Source organism: Legionella oakridgensis ATCC 33761 = DSM 21215 (genome assembly GCF_000512355.1).
GTDB lineage: Bacteria > Pseudomonadota > Gammaproteobacteria > Legionellales > Legionellaceae > Legionella_A > Legionella_A oakridgensis.
In genome coordinates, this window is sequence record NZ_CP004006.1 from 342,501 (window position 1) to 361,487 (window position 18,987).

Genomic DNA, 18,987 nt, shown 5'->3' on the forward strand with positions numbered 1-18,987 from the left:
GTAAGTCTAAGGTTTCCTGCACGACGTTAATCGGAGCAGGGTGAGTCGGCCCCTAAGGCGAGGCGGAGACGCGTAGTCGATGGGAACCAGGTTAATATTCCTGGACTTTTTATAAGTGCGAAGGGGGGACGGAGAAGGCTAGGTGAGCCAGGCGATGGTTGTCCTGGTACTTGCATGTAGGCGGGCGAGTCAGGCAAATCCGACTTGCTGCTAACGCTGAGGTGCGGAGTGGTTCAGACACTTTGGTGTGCTGAGAAGTTATTGATGCCAAGCTTCCAGGAAAAGCCTCTAAGCGACAGCTTATAGAGAACCGTACCGCAAACCGACACAGGTAGACGAGTAGAGAATACTAAGGCGCTTGAGAGAACTCGGGTGAAGGAACTAGGCAAAATGGTACCGTAACTTCGGGAGAAGGTACGCCTTTGCTGGTTAGTTGCTTTACGTAATGAAGCTGGCGAAGGCCGCAGAGACCAGGTGGCTGCGACTGTTTATATAAAAACACAGCACTCTGCAAATTCGTAAGAAGACGTATAGGGTGTGACGCCTGCCCGGTGCCGGAAGGTTAATTGATTTGGTTAAGCGCGAGCTGAAGCTGATGATCGAAGCCCCGGTAAACGGCGGCCGTAACTATAACGGTCCTAAGGTAGCGAAATTCCTTGTCGGGTAAGTTCCGACCTGCACGAATGGCGTAACGATGGCCACACTGTCTCCACCCGAGACTCAGTGAAATTGAAATTGCGGTGAAGATGCCGTATACCCGCGGCTAGACGGAAAGACCCCGTGAACCTTTACTACAGCTTTGCACTGGACTTTGACAATGACTGTGTAGGATAGGTGGGAGGCTAAGAAGTATGAACGCTAGTTTGTATGGGGCCGACCTTGAAATACCACCCTGTGATTGTTGAGGTTCTAACTTGGTCCCATGAACTGGGATGAGGACAGTGTATGGTGGGTAGTTTGACTGGGGCGGTCTCCTCCCAAAGAGTAACGGAGGAGCACAAAGGTACCCTCGGTACGGTCGGACATCGTACCAAGAGTGTAAAGGCAAAAGGGTGCTTGACTGCGAGAGCGACGGCTCGAGCAGGTACGAAAGTAGGTCTTAGTGATCCGGTGGTTCTGTATGGAAGGGCCATCGCTCAACGGATAAAAGGTACTCCGGGGATAACAGGCTGATACCGCCCAAGAGTTCATATCGACGGCGGTGTTTGGCACCTCGATGTCGGCTCATCACATCCTGGGGCTGCAGCAGGTCCCAAGGGTATGGCTGTTCGCCATTTAAAGTGGTACGCGAGCTGGGTTTAGAACGTCGTGAGACAGTTCGGTCCCTATCTGCCGTGGGCGTAGGAAAATTGAGAGGAGCTGCTCCTAGTACGAGAGGACCGGAGTGGACAAACCTCTGGTGTACCGGTTGTGACGCCAGTTGCATTGCCGGGTAGCTAAGTTTGGACGGGATAACCGCTGAAAGCATCTAAGCGGGAAGCCTCCCTCGAGATGAGTTTTCCCATGAAGCCCGTTGAAGACGACGACGTTGATAGGCGAGGTGTGGAAGCGTAGTAATACGTGAAGCTAACTCGTACTAATTGGCTGATTGTCTTGACCATATAACCTGAGTTGATTCAGGTTAACGCATGCGTTTGTGTATGCCTCAATCTTTACCACTTGGAAGCGTAAGCTTCCAATACCGTTTTTCCTGGCGACCATAGCCGTTTGGAACCACCTGATACCATCCCGAACTCAGAAGTGAAACGAACGCGCGCCAATGATAGTGTGGGGCTTCCCCATGTGAAAGTAGGTCATCGCCAGGGCTTTTTTGTATGGAAGCCAGCTTATGCTGGCTTCTTAGTGTTTGCCAAATAAAAAATTGCCAGGCGGAGGTTAATCCTGCTGAAATAAGTACCTAGCAGATTGCCTGTATGTGGGTAGTTAGCAAGTAATTAAAACAATAAATATGCCTGGATAGCGTAGTTGGTGGCGAATATTAAAAAATACTGCTGGCGTAGCTCAGTCGGTAGAGCAACTGATTTGTAATCAGTAGGTCCCGGGTTCGATTCCTGGTGCCAGCACCATCTAAATACTACCTTCATGGCTAAAGAACTATTGACTTTAGCTGTTCCATGAAAGAAAATGGCAATCTTTTTGGAGGGGTTCCCGAGCGGTCAAAGGGATCAGACTGTAAATCTGACGGCTCAGCCTTCGAAGGTTCGAATCCTTCCCCCTCCACCAATGTTTATGGATTTAAAACTTAATCCACAGAGTTAGAGTGATATAATTCGAATCTGTGATGATCTGCGTGCCATAAGCGTAACATGATCTGGCTCAATCAAGTAGGACTCATTGATTGGCTTTTAATAGTAAGCGGGTGTAGTTCAATGGTAGAACCTCAGCCTTCCAAGCTGATGGTGTGGGTTCGATTCCCATCACCCGCTCCAATTTTCCGCAGATGACGGGGTAACGGAAACTGGGATTATAAGCCCACATAGCTCAGGCGGTAGAGCACTTCCTTGGTAAGGAAGAGGTCGCTGGTTCGAGTCCAGTTGTGGGCACCATAATAATTAACCAATTAGGGGAGATTTTCCGATGGCGAAGGAAAAATTTGAGCGAAAGAAGCCACACGTGAATGTGGGGACGATTGGTCACGTTGACCATGGTAAGACGACCCTGACGGCGGCGATTACGACGATTATGGCGAAGAAATATGGCGGTACAGCGAAAGCCTATGATCAAATTGATGCGGCGCCAGAAGAAAGAGAACGTGGGATTACGATTTCCACGGCGCATGTGGAGTACGAATCAGCTGCTCGCCATTATGCACACGTAGACTGTCCTGGACATGCGGATTATGTGAAGAACATGATTACTGGTGCGGCACAAATGGATGGAGCGATATTAGTTGTATCTGCAGCGGATGGTCCGATGCCACAAACCCGCGAGCATATTTTGTTGTCACGACAAGTTGGTGTTCCTTATATTGTTGTGTTTTTAAACAAGGCTGACATGGTTGATGATCCTGAATTGTTAGAACTTGTTGAGATGGAAGTACGTGACTTGTTGAGCTCCTATGAGTTTCCTGGCGATGACATTCCAATTGTTGTTGGTTCGGCTTTGAAAGCGCTGGAAGGCGATACGAGTGACATTGGTATGGCAGCGATTGAGAAGCTGGTTGAGACGATGGATTCATATATTCCTGAGCCAGTTCGTAATATTGACAAGAGCTTCTTGTTGCCGATTGAAGATGTGTTCTCAATTTCTGGACGCGGTACGGTTGTTACTGGGCGCGTTGAAAGCGGAATTATTAAAGTTGGTGAAGAAGTTGAGATTGTTGGAATTCGTGATACGGTGAAGACGACGTGCACGGGTGTTGAGATGTTCCGTAAGTTGCTTGACGAAGGCCGCGCTGGTGATAACGTTGGAGTGCTGTTACGTGGCACGAAGCGTGATGAAGTTGAGCGTGGGCAAGTATTAGCTAAGCCGGGCAGCATCAAGCCACACACGAAGTTTGAAGCAGAAGTGTATGTTTTATCTAAAGATGAAGGTGGACGTCATACTCCATTCTTTAATGGCTATCGTCCACAGTTTTATTTTAGAACGACGGACGTAACGGGAACTTGCGAGCTTCCGGAAGGTACGGAGATGGTCATGCCTGGTGATAATGTTCAAATGCTTGTCAGCTTACATGCACCTATTGCGATGGATGAGGGGTTGCGTTTTGCGATTCGCGAAGGCGGTCGTACTGTAGGCGCAGGTGTTGTCGCCAAAATCATTGAGTAAAGCCATCTGGGTGGATTTTACTTGAATGTGGCTTTCTGGACTTAAAGTCCAGAAAGCCTAAAACTAGGCCAGTAGCTCAATTGGCAGAGCGGCGGTCTCCAAAACCGCAGGTTGGGGGTTCGATTCCCTCCTGGCCTGCCAACATTAAAAGAAAATATGAAAAACGTAAATAAATCCAGAATAATGCCTCGTGATGTTTTATCATGGATGGCAATGATATTGGTGACCATAGCTGCATTTTTTGGGACTTACTATTTTCATTTTTCAACTCCAATAAAAGTGCTTATATGGGTAGGTTGGCTGGTATTGATATTTGTTTTTGGATTCTTTACAACGCAAGGTAAGCAAGTTTTCTTATTTGCAAAAGAAGCGAAAGTAGAATTACAAAAAGTTGTGTGGCCAAGTCGCCAGGAAACAATACAAACCACATCAATCGTCATGATTATGGTTGCTGTAACAGGCCTGATACTTTGGGGCATTGATGCAGGTATGATGTGGGCAATTGGGAAAATAACGCATTTAGGTTGACCAAGGTGGAAGAACAGAAAAGCAAACAATGGTATGTTGTGCATGCCTATTCAGGCTATGAAAATTTTGTCATGCGCGAAATAAAATCACGTGTGGAACACCACCGTCTTGAAGATAAGATTGGCGAAATTGTTGTGCCGTCTGAAGAGGTTGTTGAGATGCGTGCTGGACAAAAACGCAAGAGTACTCGTAAGTTTTTTCCAGGCTATGTGCTCGTTCATATGGTAATGGATGATCAAACTTGGCATATGATACGTGCAATCCCACGAGTATTAGGATTTATTGGCGGAACCAGCCAAACGCCCACTCCTATTTCTGATAAAGAAGCACGTGCTATTATGCAGCGTGTAGAGGAAGGTGTAACCAAACCAAAACCCAAGGTATTGTTTGAGCCTGGGGAGGTGGTGCGTGTTAAAGAAGGCCCATTTGTTGATTTCAATGGTGTTGTTGAAGAAGTAAATTATGAAAAAAATCGACTGCGTGTAGCCGTGCTTATTTTCGGACGTTCTACGCCAGTGGAACTAGAATTTAGTCAGGTTGAAAAAACTTGATGGAGGATTTAACGCATTGAATTTTCCAATGTGTTTAACCCGGGAAGCTAAAGTAATTGAAATGATGAAATAGCGTTATACCCAAATGAGGAGTAAAAATGGCTAAGAAAGTAGAAGCTTATATTAAATTACAAATACCGGCGGGGAAAGCTAATCCAAGTCCTCCAGTAGGGCCGGCCTTAGGTCAACGCGGTGTGAATATTATGGAGTTTTGCAAGGCATTTAATGCCAGCACGCAATCTATGGAGCAAGGATTGCCAATTCCTGTCGTTATCACTGTGTATAGTGACCGTAGTTTTACTTTTATAACTAAAACACCGCCTGCTTCGGTATTATTGAAGAAAGCAGCTGGAATTCAAAGCGGTAGTGGTACACCTAACACCAAGAAAGTCGCTAAACTTCAACGTTCACAACTTGAAGAAATTGCTAAGACAAAAGAACCTGACTTGACGGCAGCAACCTTAGAGGCCGCTGTACGTAGTATTGCAGGTACGGCACGTAGCATGGGCATTGAAGTCGAAGGCGTAGAATAAGAGGTTACCATGGCAAAGTTAAGCAAAAAGCAAAAAAGATTAGAGAAAAAGTTTTACCTAATCACTTATATAAAGCATCTGAAGCAATAGCTGTCTTGAAAGAATTTACAAGTTCAAAATTTCGCGAAAGTGTTGATATTGCTGTAAATTTGGGAGTCGATCCGCGTAAATCTGATCAGGTCGTTCGTGCATCAACCAATCTTCCAAAAGGAACAGGTAAAGCAGTTCGCGTTGCCGTGTTTGCCCAGGGTGATAATGCTGTAAAAGCAAAAAATGCTGGTGCTGATTTGGTGGGTTTTGAAGATTTGGCTGACCAGATCAAAAATGGTGAAATCAATTTTGATGTTGTTATTGCAACACCAGATGCAATGCGAATCGTCGGACAATTAGGACAGATTTTAGGACCAAGAGGATTAATGCCTAACCCGAAGGTTGGAACGGTAACAACCAATGTTGAAGCTGCTGTTCAAGATGCAAAATCAGGTCAAGTTCGATATCGAACCGATAAAAATGGTATTATCCATTGCACGGTCGGTAAGGTTGATTTTGAAGCAGCCGACTTAATAGAGAACGTCGCAGCATTGCTTGCTGATTTGAAGAAAGCCAAACCTTCTTCATCAAAAGGCATATACATCAAAAAAATAACATTATCTACCACAATGGGTCCTGGATTAACTATTGATCCAGCATCAATTTCCATGTAAAATAGTCACCCATTTTTAAAGTATTCACGGCATAGACACTAGGTTCAATGCCGTCGAAGACCGCAGGTGCCATTGCTTAATATCCTGCGCAGACGGTGAACCGGCTCCGGAATCATTTAGAGACGGCCACCATTAACAGTCAAATCCTTGTGGTTTGAACAACTTAGGAGGTCAGTAACGTGACATTAACATTAGCTGCAAAAAAAGCCGTGGTTGAAGAGGTAACAAGTGTTGCTTCAAAGGCTATTTCAGCAGTGGTTGCTGATTATCGTGGTTTAACTGTCAATCAAATGACTCAGCTTCGAACAGAAGCACGCAAAGCTGGCGTTTATTTGCGTGTCGTACGCAATACCCTGACTCGCAGGGCATTTGAAAAAACAGATTTTGCCTGTTTAAGCGACTTGTTGGTTGGTCCTTTATTCATTGCTTTATCTATGGAATCTCCAGGAGATGCGGCAAGATTACTTAAGGAATTTACAAAATCATACGAAAAGCTTGAAATTAAAGCGTTATCCGTAGGCGGTAAAGTATATGGTGCAGAACAGCTTGATGCTGTTGCAAGCTTGCCGACTCGAGATGAAGCAATATCTAAGCTGATGTTTGTAATGAAGGCACCAATTGAGAAGTTTGTTCGTACTCTTGCAGAACCTCATGCCAAGTTAGTGAGAACTATCGCGGCAATCAAGGATAAAAAGCAGGCTAGCTGAACGATAATCTTTAAATAATTTTAATTTAGGAGTTAAAAGTGGCTATATCAAAAAATGAAATTCTGGAAACCATATCCAACATGTCTGTTATGGAAGTGGTTGAATTAATTGAAGCGATGGAAGAGAAATTTAACGTTTCTGCCGCCGCTGCTGCGGTTGCTGTTGCAGCTCCTGCTGCTGCCGCTGCTAGTGCTGCTGAAGAGAAAACCGAATTTGACGTAGTTATGACCAGTTTTGGTGATAATAAAGTTGGTGTGATTAAAGCAATCCGTAGTATCACCGGTCTTGGTTTGAAAGAAGCTAAAGATTTGGTTGAAGGTGCTCCATCAACCGTTAAAGAAGGTGTTTCTAAAGACGAAGCTGCTGATATCAAGAAGCAGCTTGAAGAGGCTGGTGCTTCCGTCGACGTTAAGTAATTTCGCTAGATCATAATTGATGACCCAGCCATGTTTTCATGGCTGGGTTTACGTGTTTGAAATATTCAATAATTTATAGAGGAACTCCTAATGGCCGAAGCAGTTGCTAACCCTCAATATTCACATGCTGAGAAAAAACGATTTCGCAAGAGCTTTGGTAAACAAGCGGATATGATGGAAATCCCTAATCTGCTTGACATTCAGCTGAAATCTTATCGTGATTTTATTCAAGCCGATGCTGGAACAAAAGAACAAGAAAAAACTGGTTTACATGCGGCTTTTGCATCGGTATTTCCAATTCATAGCTTTTCTGGCAATGCAAGACTTGAATACGTTGGCTACAGCTTAGGTGAGCCAGCTTTCGATGTACGAGAATGCAAGTTGAGAGGATTAACCTATTCTGCTCCGTTAAGAGTTAAAGTACGACTGGTTGTCCTTGACAAAGATGCAACTGGCGATGAAAAGCCCATTAAAGATATTCGTGAGCAAGATGTCTTCATGGGAGAGATTCCGTTAATGACGGATGTGGGTACATTTGTTATTAATGGTACAGAGCGAGTTGTTGTCTCGCAACTTCATCGTTCCCCAGGAGTTATTTTTGAACATGATAAAGGTAAAACACATTCTTCTGGCAAATTATTATATTCAGCCAGAATTATCCCTTATCGTGGCTCATGGCTTGATTTTGAATTCGACCCCAAAGATTGCGTATTTGTTCGTATCGACCGTCGTCGTAAATTACCTGTTAGTATTTTGTTGCGCGCATTAGGTTATGATACGGAATCCATTCTAACCGAGTTTTTTGAGACAACGTCCTGTCATTTGAAAAATGGTGAGTTCCATATTGACCTCATTCCATCACGATTACGTGGTGAAATTGCATTATTTAATATTATTGCTCCAGAGACAGGCGAAGTTATTGTTGAAGAAGGAAGAAGAATAACAACAAGACACATTAAATTAATGGAAAAGAACAATATGAGTGTTCTTGTTGTTCCTCATGATTACTTGATTGGTAAAGTACTTGCCAAAGACATCGTTGATACGTCAACGGGAGAAGCGATTGCTCTGGCTAACGATGAAATTACAAGCGATCTCTTGGATTCCACTATTGAGCATGGAATTCACGCGTTTGAAATGATTTATACTAACGAATTGGATCATGGTTCTTATATATCCGATACAATTCGTATTGATCCAACATCAAACCAATTAGAAGCGTTAGTAGAAATTTATCGAATGATGCGGCCAGGTGAGCCTCCCACCAAAGAAGCTGCTGAAGCATTATTTAAAAATCTGTTCTTTGCGGAAGACCGTTATGATCTTTCAGCGGTTGGACGTATGAAGTTTAATCGCAGAGTAGGTCGGAAAGAAGATCAGGGGCCCGGCACGCTGACTAAGGAAGATATACTGGCTGTTATTAAAACATTAATCGACATTCGCAACGGTATTGGCATGGTTGATGACATTGACCATTTAGGAAATCGTCGCGTACGTAGTGTCGGTGAAATGGCTGAGAATCAATTCCGTGTAGGTTTGGTTCGTGTAGAACGTGCGGTAAAAGAACGCTTGAGCTTGGCTGAGTCAGAAAATCTTATGCCACAAGATTTAATTAATGCCAAACCAGTATCTGCAGCTGTAAAAGAGTTTTTTGGCTCAAGTCAGCTTTCACAATTTATGGATCAGGTTAATCCATTATCAGGTGTTACTCATAAACGCCGTGTTTCTGCATTGGGACCAGGTGGTTTAACTCGCGAAAGAGCTGGATTTGAGGTTCGTGACGTTCATACCACCCATTATGGTCGAGTGTGTCCCATTGAAACGCCTGAAGGTCCGAACATTGGGTTGATTAATTCCTTGTCAGTTTATGCAAGAACAAATGAGTATGGGTTCATTGAAACACCATGCAGAAAGGTGGTTAATGGATGTGTTACCGATGAAATTGAATACATTTCTGCCATCGAAGAAGTTGACCAATACATTGCGCAATCCAGCGTCGAAGTTGACGGAAATGGCAAAATTTTAGCGGATTTGGTTCCTTGTCGACATCAGAACGAATTTTCGCTGACGACTCCGGACAAAATTAACTACATGGACGTGTCGGCAAAACAAATCGTGTCTGTAGCGGCTTCTCTGATTCCATTTTTGGAGCATGATGATGCTAACCGTGCCTTGATGGGTTCCAACATGCAACGACAAGCTGTTCCAACGTTGCGCTCTGAAAAACCGTTGGTTGGTACTGGAATGGAGCGGGATGTTGCTTCTGATTCAGGAGTATGCGTGGTTGCAAAACGTGGTGGTGTTATTGACCTTGTGGATGCTGCACGGATTGTGGTGCGTGTTAATGATGATGAAACATCCGCTGGTGAAACAGGGGTTGATATTTATAACCTGACGAAATACTTCCGCTCAAACCAAGATACTTGCATTAATCAAATTCCAATTGTTGCGAAAGGCGACCGTATCAAACGCGGTGATATTCTCGCTGATGGTCCATGCACAGACATGGGAGAATTGGCATTAGGTCAAAATCTTCTTGTCGCTTTTATGCCTTGGAACGGTTATAACTTTGAAGATTCTATTTTGATTTCTGAGCGCATTGTCCAGGATGATCGATTTACAACGATTCATATTGAAGAATTAACTTGCATCGCACGAGATACAAAATTAGGAACAGAAGAAATTACTTCTGACATACCGAATGTAGGGGAATCAGCATTAGCTAATTTAGATGAGTCTGGTGTTGTTTACATTGGTGCTGAAGTGGCTGCTGGCGATATTCTCGTTGGTAAAGTCACGCCAAAAGGTGAAACGCAGTTAACGCCTGAAGAAAAGCTGTTAAGAGCCATCTTTGGTGAAAAAGCTTCTGATGTAAAAGATTCATCATTGCGTGTGCCGTCAGGAATGAATGGTACCGTTATTGATGTACAAGTCTTTACTCGCGATGGCCTTGAAAAAGATGCACGTGCCAAAAGCATCGAAGAAGAACATCTTGCGCGGATACGAAAGGATTTGATTGATGAGCGACGCATTCGAGAAGAAGATATTTATCATCGTGTGCGTACGTTACTGTTGGATAAAATGGTAACGGGTGGCCCTGGCGGTTTAAAATCAGGATCAAAAATAACCAACGATTATTTAAGTAAGCTTGATCGTGAAAAATGGTTTGATATTCGTGTAGAAGACGATGTGATAAGCCAACAACTTGAGCAATTGTCTAAACAATTGGAATCCTTGGCTAAGGAAATTGAAAAACGATTTAATGATAGTCGTAAAAAATAACTCAAGGTGACGATTTGGCTCCTGGCGTATTGAAAATCGTTAAAGTTTATCTTGCTGTGAAAAGACGTATACAGCCAGGGGATAAGATGGCTGGTCGTCATGGAAATAAAGGGGTTATATCCATCGTTGTTCCAGTGGAAGATATGCCATACATGGAAGATGGTACGCCAGTTGATATCGTTCTCAATCCATTAGGTGTGCCGTCACGTATGAACATTGGACAGGTACTCGAAACTCATTTGGGAATGGCTGCAAAAGGCTTGGGATTACGCATTGGAAAAATGTTAGATAATAATCATCCTATGTCTGATATTCGCAATTATCTTAATAAGATATACAACCATGATGAGAAAAAGCGCATTGATTTAAGTAAATTAAACGATGAAGAAATGCGTGTTCTTGCAAATAATCTCAGAGATGGCGTGCCCATGGCAACTCCGGTGTTTGATGGAGCTTCTGAAGCGGAAATCAAAGCCATGCTGCAGTTGGCTGAGTTACCGGGAGATGGGAAAACCACATTAGTGGATGGTCGAACAGGCAGAAAATTCGATAATCCTGTCACCGTTGGCTATATGTATATGCTTAAACTTAATCATTTGGTTGATGATAAAATGCATGCCCGTTCAACGGGTTCGTATAGTCTGGTTACCCAGCAGCCTCTTGGTGGGAAAGCGCAATTTGGTGGACAGCGCTTTGGAGAGATGGAAGTATGGGCATTGGAAGCTTATGGTGCTGCTTATACCTTGCAAGAAATGTTAACGGTAAAATCAGATGACGTTGGAGGAAGAACCAAGATATACAAAAACATTGTTGATGGTGATCATCGTATGGATCCCGGAATGCCTGAATCATTTAACGTATTGCTTAAGGAAATCAGGGCATTGGGAATTGATATTGAATTGGATCACGATTAAACAGTAGTGATTTCTGACTGACCATTTTTTGGAGACATAAACTTGGCTAATCTAGGCAACGAATCCATGAATAAAGCGCCCGTAATGAGTGATTTGCTCGGCTTGCTCAAACAACAAGGTCAAAGTGAAGAGTTTGATGCAATCAAGATTGCTTTGGCTTCACCTGATTTAATTCGTTCTTGGTCTTATGGTGAAGTAAAAAAACCAGAAACCATTAATTATCGTACGTTCAAGCCAGAACGTGATGGGCTATTTTGTGCCAAAATATTTGGCCCTATTAAAGATTATGAATGCTTATGCGGTAAATACAAACGCTTGAAACATCGCGGTGTTATTTGTGAAAAATGCGGTGTGGAATTGGCTTTGGCTAAGGTCCGGCGTGAGCGTATGGGCCATATTGAACTGGCAAGTCCTGTGGCTCATATATGGTTCTTGAAATCACTTCCATCGCGTATTGGCTTGCTGCTTGATATGACATTGAGGGATATTGAACGCGTTTTATATTTCGAAGCGTTTGTCGTTGTCGATCCAGGTATGACAGAAATGGAGCGTGGGCAGCTGCTTAATGATGAAGCTTACTTGGATGCCATGGAGCAGTATGGTGATGAATTTGATGCTAGAATGGGTGCAGAAGCTATTCGAGATTTGTTAAAGCAAATTGATTTGGAAGAAGAAATCAAATCATTGCGCGAAGAATTACCGACGACAAATTCTGAAACGAAAATTAAAAAAATCACCAAACGACTTAAATTATTGGAAGCGTTCTATGATTCAGGAAACAAGCCTGAGTGGATGATTATGAACGTTCTCCCAGTGTTGCCGCCAGATTTGAGACCATTGGTTCCTCTGGATGGTGGCCGATTTGCAACGTCTGATTTAAATGATTTGTATCGACGAGTCATTAATCGTAATAACCGTTTAAAAAGATTATTAGATCTTAATGCTCCCGACATCATTGTTCGTAATGAAAAGAGAATGTTGCAAGAATCTGTTGATGCATTATTGGATAATGGTCGCAGAGGTCGAGCTATTACCGGTACTAACAAACGACCATTGAAATCGCTTGCTGATATGATTAAAGGAAAGCAAGGTCGTTTCCGTCAAAATTTGTTAGGCAAGCGTGTAGATTATTCGGGACGTTCCGTTATCGTTGTTGGGCCAACGTTGCGCTTGCATCAATGCGGATTGCCAAAAAAGATGGCTTTGGAATTATTTAAGCCATTTATCTTTAGTAAATTAGAATTTCGCGGACTCGCTACAACCATCAAGGCCGCTAAAAAAATGGTGGAACGTGAAGACCCAGTCGTATGGGATATACTCGAAGACGTTATTCGCGAGCATCCAATTCTATTAAACCGTGCGCCAACTTTACACCGTTTAGGGATTCAAGCGTTTGAGCCCGTTCTTATTGAAGGAAAGGCTATTCAATTGCATCCATTGGTTTGTACTGCTTATAACGCAGACTTCGACGGTGACCAAATGGCAGTACATGTGCCACTGACGATAGAAGCTCAGTTGGAAGCCCGCTCGCTGATGATGTCTACCAATAATATTTTGTCGCCGGCCAATGGTGAACCTATTATCGTTCCAAGCCAGGACGTTGTTTTAGGGTTATATTATCTGACACGAGAACGAGTCAATGCGCTTGGGGAAGGTAAGATTTTTGCAAGTGCTCAGGAAGCACAGAATTTTTATGAAGATGGCTATGTAGACATCCACGCTAAAATTAAAATTCGCATGTCTATAGATAAAACGCAAACTCATCAGTTGGTAGAAACAACTGTTGGGCGAGCTATCCTCGCGGATATCCTTCCCAAAGGAATGCCGTTTTCTTATATCAATAAACCCATGACGAAAAAAGCGATTTCTAAAGTGGTGGATAGCTGTTATAGAAACTATGGGTTAAAAGAAACCGTTATTTTTGCCGATCAGCTGATGTATATGGGGTTTAAATACGCTACTCGTGCAGGCGCTTCCATTGGTATCGAAGATATGGAAATTCCTGATGATAAAGCATCCATTATTGAGCAAGCTGATAATGAAGTACGTGAGATTGAATCGCAATTTCGTTCAGGTTTGTTAACGAATGGTGAGCGATATAACAAGGTTATCGATATTTGGTCACGAACCAATGAAATGGTGGCTAAATCGATGATGAGTAAAATCGCAACGGAAGAAGTTTCCAATAAAGAAGGTAAACTAGTTCGGCAAGATTCCTTCAATCCTATTTTTATGATGGCGGATTCTGGAGCCCGGGGTTCTGCTGCACAGATACGACAATTAGCTGGAATGCGGGGCTTGATGGCAGCGCCGGATGGTTCGATTATTGAAACACCCATTACGGCTAATTTCCGTGAAGGATTGAATGTATTCCAATATTTTATTTCAACTCACGGTGCCCGTAAGGGTTTGGCCGATACCGCATTAAAAACCGCTAACTCTGGATATTTAACACGGCGCTTGGTGGATGTGGCACAAGATGTTGTGATTACGGAAGATGATTGCGGTACTGATAAAGGGATATTAATGCAGCCGCTGATTGAAGGTGGTGATATCGTAGAGCCGCTGCATGAGCGCGTACTTGGTCGTGTGGTAGCAATAGATGTATATATTCCCAATGAAAAAGATCCTATTGTTACAGCAGGTACTTTGTTGGATGAGGAATGGGTAGAGCGTTTGGAAAAAATTGGTGTTGACCAAGTTTACGTTCGTTCTCCAATTACTTGCGAGACTCGTTTTGGATTATGTGCAAAGTGTTATGGCCGCGATTTGGCTCGTGGACATCTTGTCAACACTGGAGAAGCAGTAGGCATTATTGCTGCACAGTCCATTGGTGAACCAGGTACTCAGTTAACCATGCGGACATTCCATATCGGAGGTGCTGCTTCAAGAGCAACGGCTGCCAATAATATCCAGGTCAAAAATAAAGGTATTATTCGACTGCATAATATTAAGACCGTCACAAACGACAACGGCAACCTGGTTGCGGTATCGCGTTCAGGAGAACTGACTGTAGCAGATGAGTTTGGCCGAGAGCGAGAGCGCTACAAATTGCCTTATGGTGCGGTTTTATCTGTTCATGATCATTCCGCTGTAGAAGCAGGACAAGTAATAGCTACTTGGGATCCACATACGCATCCAGTTATTTCGGAAGTAAGTGGAAAACTTAAGTTCGTTGACTTGATTGATGGTTTAACCATGAATCGCCAAACCGATGAATTGACCGGTTTGAGTAATATTGTGGTGATTGATGCAAAACAAAGAGGTGGTGGAGCTGGCCGGGATTTACGACCAATGGTCAAATTGGTTTCTGATGATGGTGAAGATATATTCATTGCAGGGACTAATGTGCCGGCACAATATTATCTTCCTGTAGATGCAATCATCAATTTTGAAGATGGGCATCGAGTAGGCGTTGGCGATATTATTGCTCGTATTCCTCAAGAGCGCTCAAAAACCCGCGATATTACTGGGGGTCTTCCTCGTGTTGCTGATTTGTTTGAGGCAAGAAAACCGAAAGATTCTGCCGTGATGGCTGAAATATCTGGTGTGGTCAGTTTTGGAAAAGAAACAAAAGGAAAACGACGCCTGATTATTACTGCTTCAGAAAATGAGGCGCACGAAGAGTTAATTCCTAAATGGCGGCATATTTCAGTATTTGAAGGTGAACATGTGGAAAAAGGTGAGATTGTAGCAGATGGACCACCTAATCCACACGATATCTTACGATTACTGGGTGTTGGTGCTCTTGCAAATTACATCGTTAATGAAGTTCAGGATGTTTATCGCCTGCAGGGTGTTAAAATTAACGATAAGCACATCGAAACCATTGTTCGGCAGATGTTGCGTAAACGTACAATAACGTTCCCGGGAGATTCCAAATTCCTCGCAGGTGAACAGATTGAAGAAACGGCAATGTTGCAAGAAAATGATAAGCTAATCAGCGAAGGTAAAATGCCAGCTTATGGCACTCCAATGTTATTGGGGATTACCAAAGCATCGCTGGCAACGGAATCATTTATTTCTGCTGCTTCCTTCCAAGAGACAACACGTGTGCTTACAGAAGCTGCAGTCAGTGGAAAGATCGATGATTTACGTGGTTTAAAAGAAAATGTCATGGTTGGTCGGTTAATACCCGCAGGAACTGGGTATGCTTATCACCAGCGGCGTAAGGCAAAACGTGCTAGAATTGCAGGAGCTGAGTAAGCAGTGCATGTTGTTTCAGCGAGCGATGTAGAACATGCGCTTAGCGAAGCGTTAAATGCAGATAATCATGAGCACTGAAATTAAATGATAGGAGTTCAAATTCTGTTCTAATTTATTGCTATAAAATGAATTATCCAAAAGTAATCTGGTTTCATGTTTGTGTATGATCTGTGGAAATTACGTAAATTAGATGCTTTGGATGATCATAATGAGTATATAAATGAAGGTCCATTTGGTTTGCACTTGACAAATCAAGCGGACCTTTATAGAATCCGGCCTCCTTATGCATACGAAATAATCTCAAGCTAAAGTTCGGAGTTAACAATAAATGGCTACTATTAATCAGTTGGTAAGAAAGCCTCGAGTGAACGCTAAAAGAAAAAGTAACGTTCCAGCATTGGAGTCTTGCCCGCAACGTAGAGGGGTCTGTACCCGTGTTTATACGACAACACCTAAGAAGCCTAATTCAGCTATGCGTAAGGTTGCGCGGGTGCGATTAACAAATGGATATGAAGTAACTTCTTATATTGGCGGTGAAGGCCATAATTTGCAAGAACACTCGGTTGTTCTTATTCGTGGCGGCCGTGTTAAGGACTTGCCTGGTGTTCGATATCATACCATACGGGGTAGCTTGGATACGTCAGGGGTGAATGATCGGAAGCAAGGGCGTTCTAAGTATGGAACCAAGAAACCCAAAGATAAGAAATAATCTGATTTTTAGGAACTAATATGCCAAGAAGAAGAGAAGTCCCAAAACGAGAAATTTTGCCTGATCCGAAACATCATAGCGAGTTATTGGCAAAATTCATCAATGTTTTAATGATTAGTGGAAAAAAATCCATTGCTGAAAAAATCACTTATGGAGCGCTTGCAATCATGGAAGAGCGCTTGAAGAAGTCAAGAAAATCTGACGATGAAAGCGGTGATGAAGGTGGCCATTCCTCTGCGGGCGGCTCAAGCCCTATTTTGCGGATTTTTGAACAAGCACTTGATAATGTAAGGCCAACCGTTGAAGTGCGTTCCAGGCGTGTTGGCGGAGCTACCTACCAAGTACCAGTTGAAGTCCGTTTAGAGCGCAGTATCGCGCTGGGCATGCGTTGGATTGTACAAGCCGCTCGTTCACGTGGTGAAAAGGGTATGATGATGAGACTGGCTGGCGAACTTGTTGATGCTTATGAAACCAAAGGTTCGGCAGTGAAAAAACGCGAAGAGACTCATCGAATGGCAAAAGCAAACCAAGCGTTCGCCCATTTCAGATGGAATTAAAGGGAGAGGTAGTCCGTGTCAACTACACCATTAGAATTATATAGGAACATTGGTATTGCTGCACACGTTGATGCAGGAAAAACAACCACAACGGAGCGTGTGTTGTATTATACTGGTCGTTCCCATAAAATCGGTGAGGTTCATGAAGGCGCTGCAACCATGGATTGGATGGTGCAAGAGCAAGAGCGCGGAATTACTATTACCTCTGCTGCGACGACCTGCTACTGGTCAGGAATGGAAAAACAGTACAAGCCACATCGCATTAACATCATTGATACCCCAGGGCACGTCGATTTTATGATTGAAGTTGAACGTTCTCTTCGTGTGTTGGATGGGGCTATTGTTGTGTTTGATTCCGTATCAGGTGTTGAGCCACAGTCCGAAACGGTGTGGCGGCAATCTGACCGGTATGGCGTTCCGCGAATTGTTTTTGTAAACAAAATGGATCGCATGGGCGCTAATTTTATGCGTGTAGTAAAGCAAATTAAAGAGCGTCTTGGCTCCAATCCTGTGGTTGTTCAATTACCAATTGGAGCAGAAGAAGAGTTTAAAGGCGTTATTGATCTCATAAAAATGAAAGCAATTTATTGGGATGAAGAAAGCCGAGGAATGAAGTTTGAATACCAAGATATTCCAGATAATCTGCGTGGGCAGTGCGAAGAATTGCGCAATCAAATTATTGAAGCCGCTGCGGAAGACTCAGAAGAATTAATGGAAAAATATCTGGAAGGTGAGGCATTAACGGAAAGTGAAATTAAATCCGCTTTGCGTCGACGTACAATTAACAATGAAATTGTGCCTGTGTTTTGTGGTTCTGCGTTTAAAAACAAGGGCGTGCAAGCCGTCCTTGACGGAGTGGTTGATTATTTGCCATCTCCATTGGATGTTCCTCCAGTAAGAGGCATCAATGAAGCAGGCGAAGAGGCTTTTCGAAAAACATCATATGATGAGCCGTTTTCAGCACTTGCTTTTAAAATTGCCACCGACCCATTTGTTGGCACGTTGACTTATTTTCGGGTGTATTCAGGGGTATTAAAATCTGGTGATACCGTCTACAACCCGGTAAAAGATAAAAAAGAGCGAATTGGCCGATTGTTGCAGATGCATGCAAACGCAAGAGAAGAAATTAAAGAAGTGCACGCCGGTGATATTGCTGCGGCGGTTGGCTTGAAAACGGTGACTACTGGAGACACTCTCTGCGATGTCAATTCGCTAATTACATTAGAAAAAATGGATTTTCCTGAGCCGGTAATAGCGGTTGCTGTTGAGCCAAAGACCAAGGCTGATCAAGAAAAATTATCGATTGCTTTAGGTAAGTTGGCGCAAGAAGATCCATCATTTAGAGTTCATACGGACGAGGAAAGTGGACAGACTATTATTCAAGGAATGGGTGAGCTACATCTTGAAATTATTGTTGACCGTTTGCGTCGTGAGTTTTTAGTTGAAGCCAATGTTGGCAAACCACAAGTTGCTTATCGTGAAACGTTGAAACGTACTGTTGAGCAAGAAGGCAAGTTTGTACGTCAATCTGGTGGTCGGGGTCAATATGGTCATGTCTGGCTTAAGATTGAGCCTAAACCAAGAGGTGAAGGCTACGAGTTCGTTAATGCTATCGTCGGCGGGGTTATACCTAAAGAATATATTCCTGCTGTTGATAAAGGTGTGCAAGAACAATTGCAGAATGGCGTTATTGCTGGCTATCCAGTCGTTGATGTTAAGGTTACTTTGTTTGATGGATCTTTCCATGAGGTAGATTCAAGTGAGATGGCGTTTAAGATAGCAGGCTCACAATGTTTCAAACAAGGTGCGCAAAAGGCCAGTCCTGTTTTACTTGAACCAATTATGAGTGTCGAAGTAGTTACTCCTGAAGATTACATGGGTGATGTCATGGGTGATTTGAGTCGACGTAGAGGTATGGTTCAAGGTATGGATGAATCTCCTGCCGGTCGTATTATTCGTGCGGAAGTGCCCCTTGCAGAAATGTTTGGGTATTCAACGGACTTACGATCTGCAACCCAGGGACGTGCAACCTATACGATGGAGTTTGCAAAATATGCCGAAGCCCCGGCAAATATAGCTGATGCAATTATCAAGAAACAATAAATTAAAGAG

Annotated in this window: 10 protein-coding genes, 5 tRNA genes, 2 rRNA genes and 2 pseudogenes (1 of these 19 cut by a window edge); all 19 read left to right on the plus strand. The window is 43.3% G+C overall.

Going from position 1 to position 18,987, the window contains the following annotated elements:
* Positions 1-1,601: ribosomal RNA gene (locus tag LOA_RS01640) — 23S ribosomal RNA — on the plus strand; it begins 1,300 nt to the left of the window's first position.
* Positions 1,602-1,689: 88 nt separating this feature from the next.
* A 5S ribosomal RNA gene (rrf, locus tag LOA_RS01645) occupies positions 1,690-1,805 on the plus strand.
* A 185-nt stretch (positions 1,806-1,990) separates the two neighbouring features.
* Positions 1,991-2,066: transfer RNA gene (locus LOA_RS01650), tRNA-Thr, on the plus strand.
* Between the two features lie 72 nt (positions 2,067-2,138).
* Positions 2,139-2,223: transfer RNA gene (locus LOA_RS01655), tRNA-Tyr, on the plus strand.
* Between the two features lie 132 nt (positions 2,224-2,355).
* Positions 2,356-2,429 (plus strand) — tRNA-Gly (locus LOA_RS01660).
* Positions 2,430-2,470: 41 nt separating this feature from the next.
* Positions 2,471-2,546: transfer RNA gene (locus LOA_RS01665), tRNA-Thr, on the plus strand.
* 31 nt (positions 2,547-2,577) lie between these two features.
* Positions 2,578-3,768: an elongation factor Tu gene (gene tuf / locus LOA_RS01670; protein WP_025384864.1), complete on the plus strand. Its 1,191-nt coding sequence runs from the start codon at positions 2,578-2,580 to the stop codon at positions 3,766-3,768.
* A 65-nt stretch (positions 3,769-3,833) separates the two neighbouring features.
* A tRNA-Trp gene (locus tag LOA_RS01675) sits at positions 3,834-3,909 on the plus strand.
* Between the two features lie 15 nt (positions 3,910-3,924).
* Positions 3,925-4,296 carry a preprotein translocase subunit SecE gene (secE, locus tag LOA_RS01680; RefSeq protein ID WP_025384865.1) on the plus strand — a complete coding sequence of 124 codons (372 nt, stop codon included), beginning with the start codon at positions 3,925-3,927 and terminating at the stop codon, positions 4,294-4,296.
* Between the two features lie 5 nt (positions 4,297-4,301).
* Positions 4,302-4,847, plus strand: coding sequence for a transcription termination/antitermination protein NusG (nusG, locus tag LOA_RS01685; RefSeq protein WP_025384866.1), 546 nt, complete (start codon positions 4,302-4,304; stop codon positions 4,845-4,847).
* Between the two features lie 98 nt (positions 4,848-4,945).
* Positions 4,946-5,380 (plus strand): 50S ribosomal protein L11, encoded by a 435-nt coding sequence (gene rplK, locus LOA_RS01690; RefSeq protein WP_025384867.1) that lies wholly within the window; start codon positions 4,946-4,948, stop codon positions 5,378-5,380.
* Positions 5,377-6,084 (plus strand): 50S ribosomal protein L1, encoded by a 708-nt coding sequence (rplA, locus tag LOA_RS01695; RefSeq protein ID WP_042238637.1) that lies wholly within the window; start codon positions 5,377-5,379, stop codon positions 6,082-6,084. Before rplK ends, rplA begins: the two co-directional genes overlap by 4 nt.
* A gap of 179 nt (positions 6,085-6,263) precedes the next feature.
* Entirely contained in the window at positions 6,264-6,791 is a 528-nt protein-coding gene (gene rplJ, locus LOA_RS01700; RefSeq protein ID WP_025384869.1) for a 50S ribosomal protein L10, read from the plus strand.
* 38 nt (positions 6,792-6,829) lie between these two features.
* A complete protein-coding gene (rplL, locus tag LOA_RS01705; protein ID WP_025384870.1) occupies positions 6,830-7,207 on the plus strand; it encodes a 50S ribosomal protein L7/L12 in 378 nt (125 codons plus the stop codon).
* A 90-nt stretch (positions 7,208-7,297) separates the two neighbouring features.
* Positions 7,298-11,403 (plus strand): annotated as a pseudogene (gene rpoB, locus LOA_RS01710) (DNA-directed RNA polymerase subunit beta).
* An 84-nt stretch (positions 11,404-11,487) separates the two neighbouring features.
* A pseudogene (gene rpoC, locus LOA_RS01715) lies at positions 11,488-15,687 on the plus strand (DNA-directed RNA polymerase subunit beta').
* A gap of 250 nt (positions 15,688-15,937) precedes the next feature.
* Positions 15,938-16,318, plus strand: a complete 381-nt coding sequence (gene rpsL, locus LOA_RS01720) for a 30S ribosomal protein S12 (protein WP_025384871.1) — start codon at positions 15,938-15,940, stop codon at positions 16,316-16,318.
* Between the two features lie 20 nt (positions 16,319-16,338).
* Positions 16,339-16,875: a 30S ribosomal protein S7 gene (gene rpsG / locus LOA_RS01725; RefSeq protein WP_025384872.1), complete on the plus strand. Its 537-nt coding sequence runs from the start codon at positions 16,339-16,341 to the stop codon at positions 16,873-16,875.
* Between the two features lie 15 nt (positions 16,876-16,890).
* The gene (fusA, locus tag LOA_RS01730; RefSeq protein ID WP_025384873.1) at positions 16,891-18,978 is read left to right on the plus strand and encodes an elongation factor G; all 2,088 of its coding nucleotides are present in this window, start codon (positions 16,891-16,893) and stop codon (positions 18,976-18,978) included.
* Positions 18,979-18,987: the final 9 nt, after the last annotated feature.

Bases quoted from the DNA above. Each gene is read 5' to 3' on its own strand.
- rpsL (WP_025384871.1), top strand. From the start codon at position 15,938: ATGGCTACTATTAATCAGTTGGTAAGAAAGCCTCGAGTGAACGCTAAA.
- rpsG (WP_025384872.1), top strand. From the start codon at position 16,339: ATGCCAAGAAGAAGAGAAGTCCCAAAACGAGAAATTTTGCCTGATCCG.
- rplK (WP_025384867.1), top strand. From the start codon at position 4,946: ATGGCTAAGAAAGTAGAAGCTTATATTAAATTACAAATACCGGCGGGG.
- tuf (WP_025384864.1), top strand. From the start codon at position 2,578: ATGGCGAAGGAAAAATTTGAGCGAAAGAAGCCACACGTGAATGTGGGG.
- secE (WP_025384865.1), top strand. From the start codon at position 3,925: ATGAAAAACGTAAATAAATCCAGAATAATGCCTCGTGATGTTTTATCA.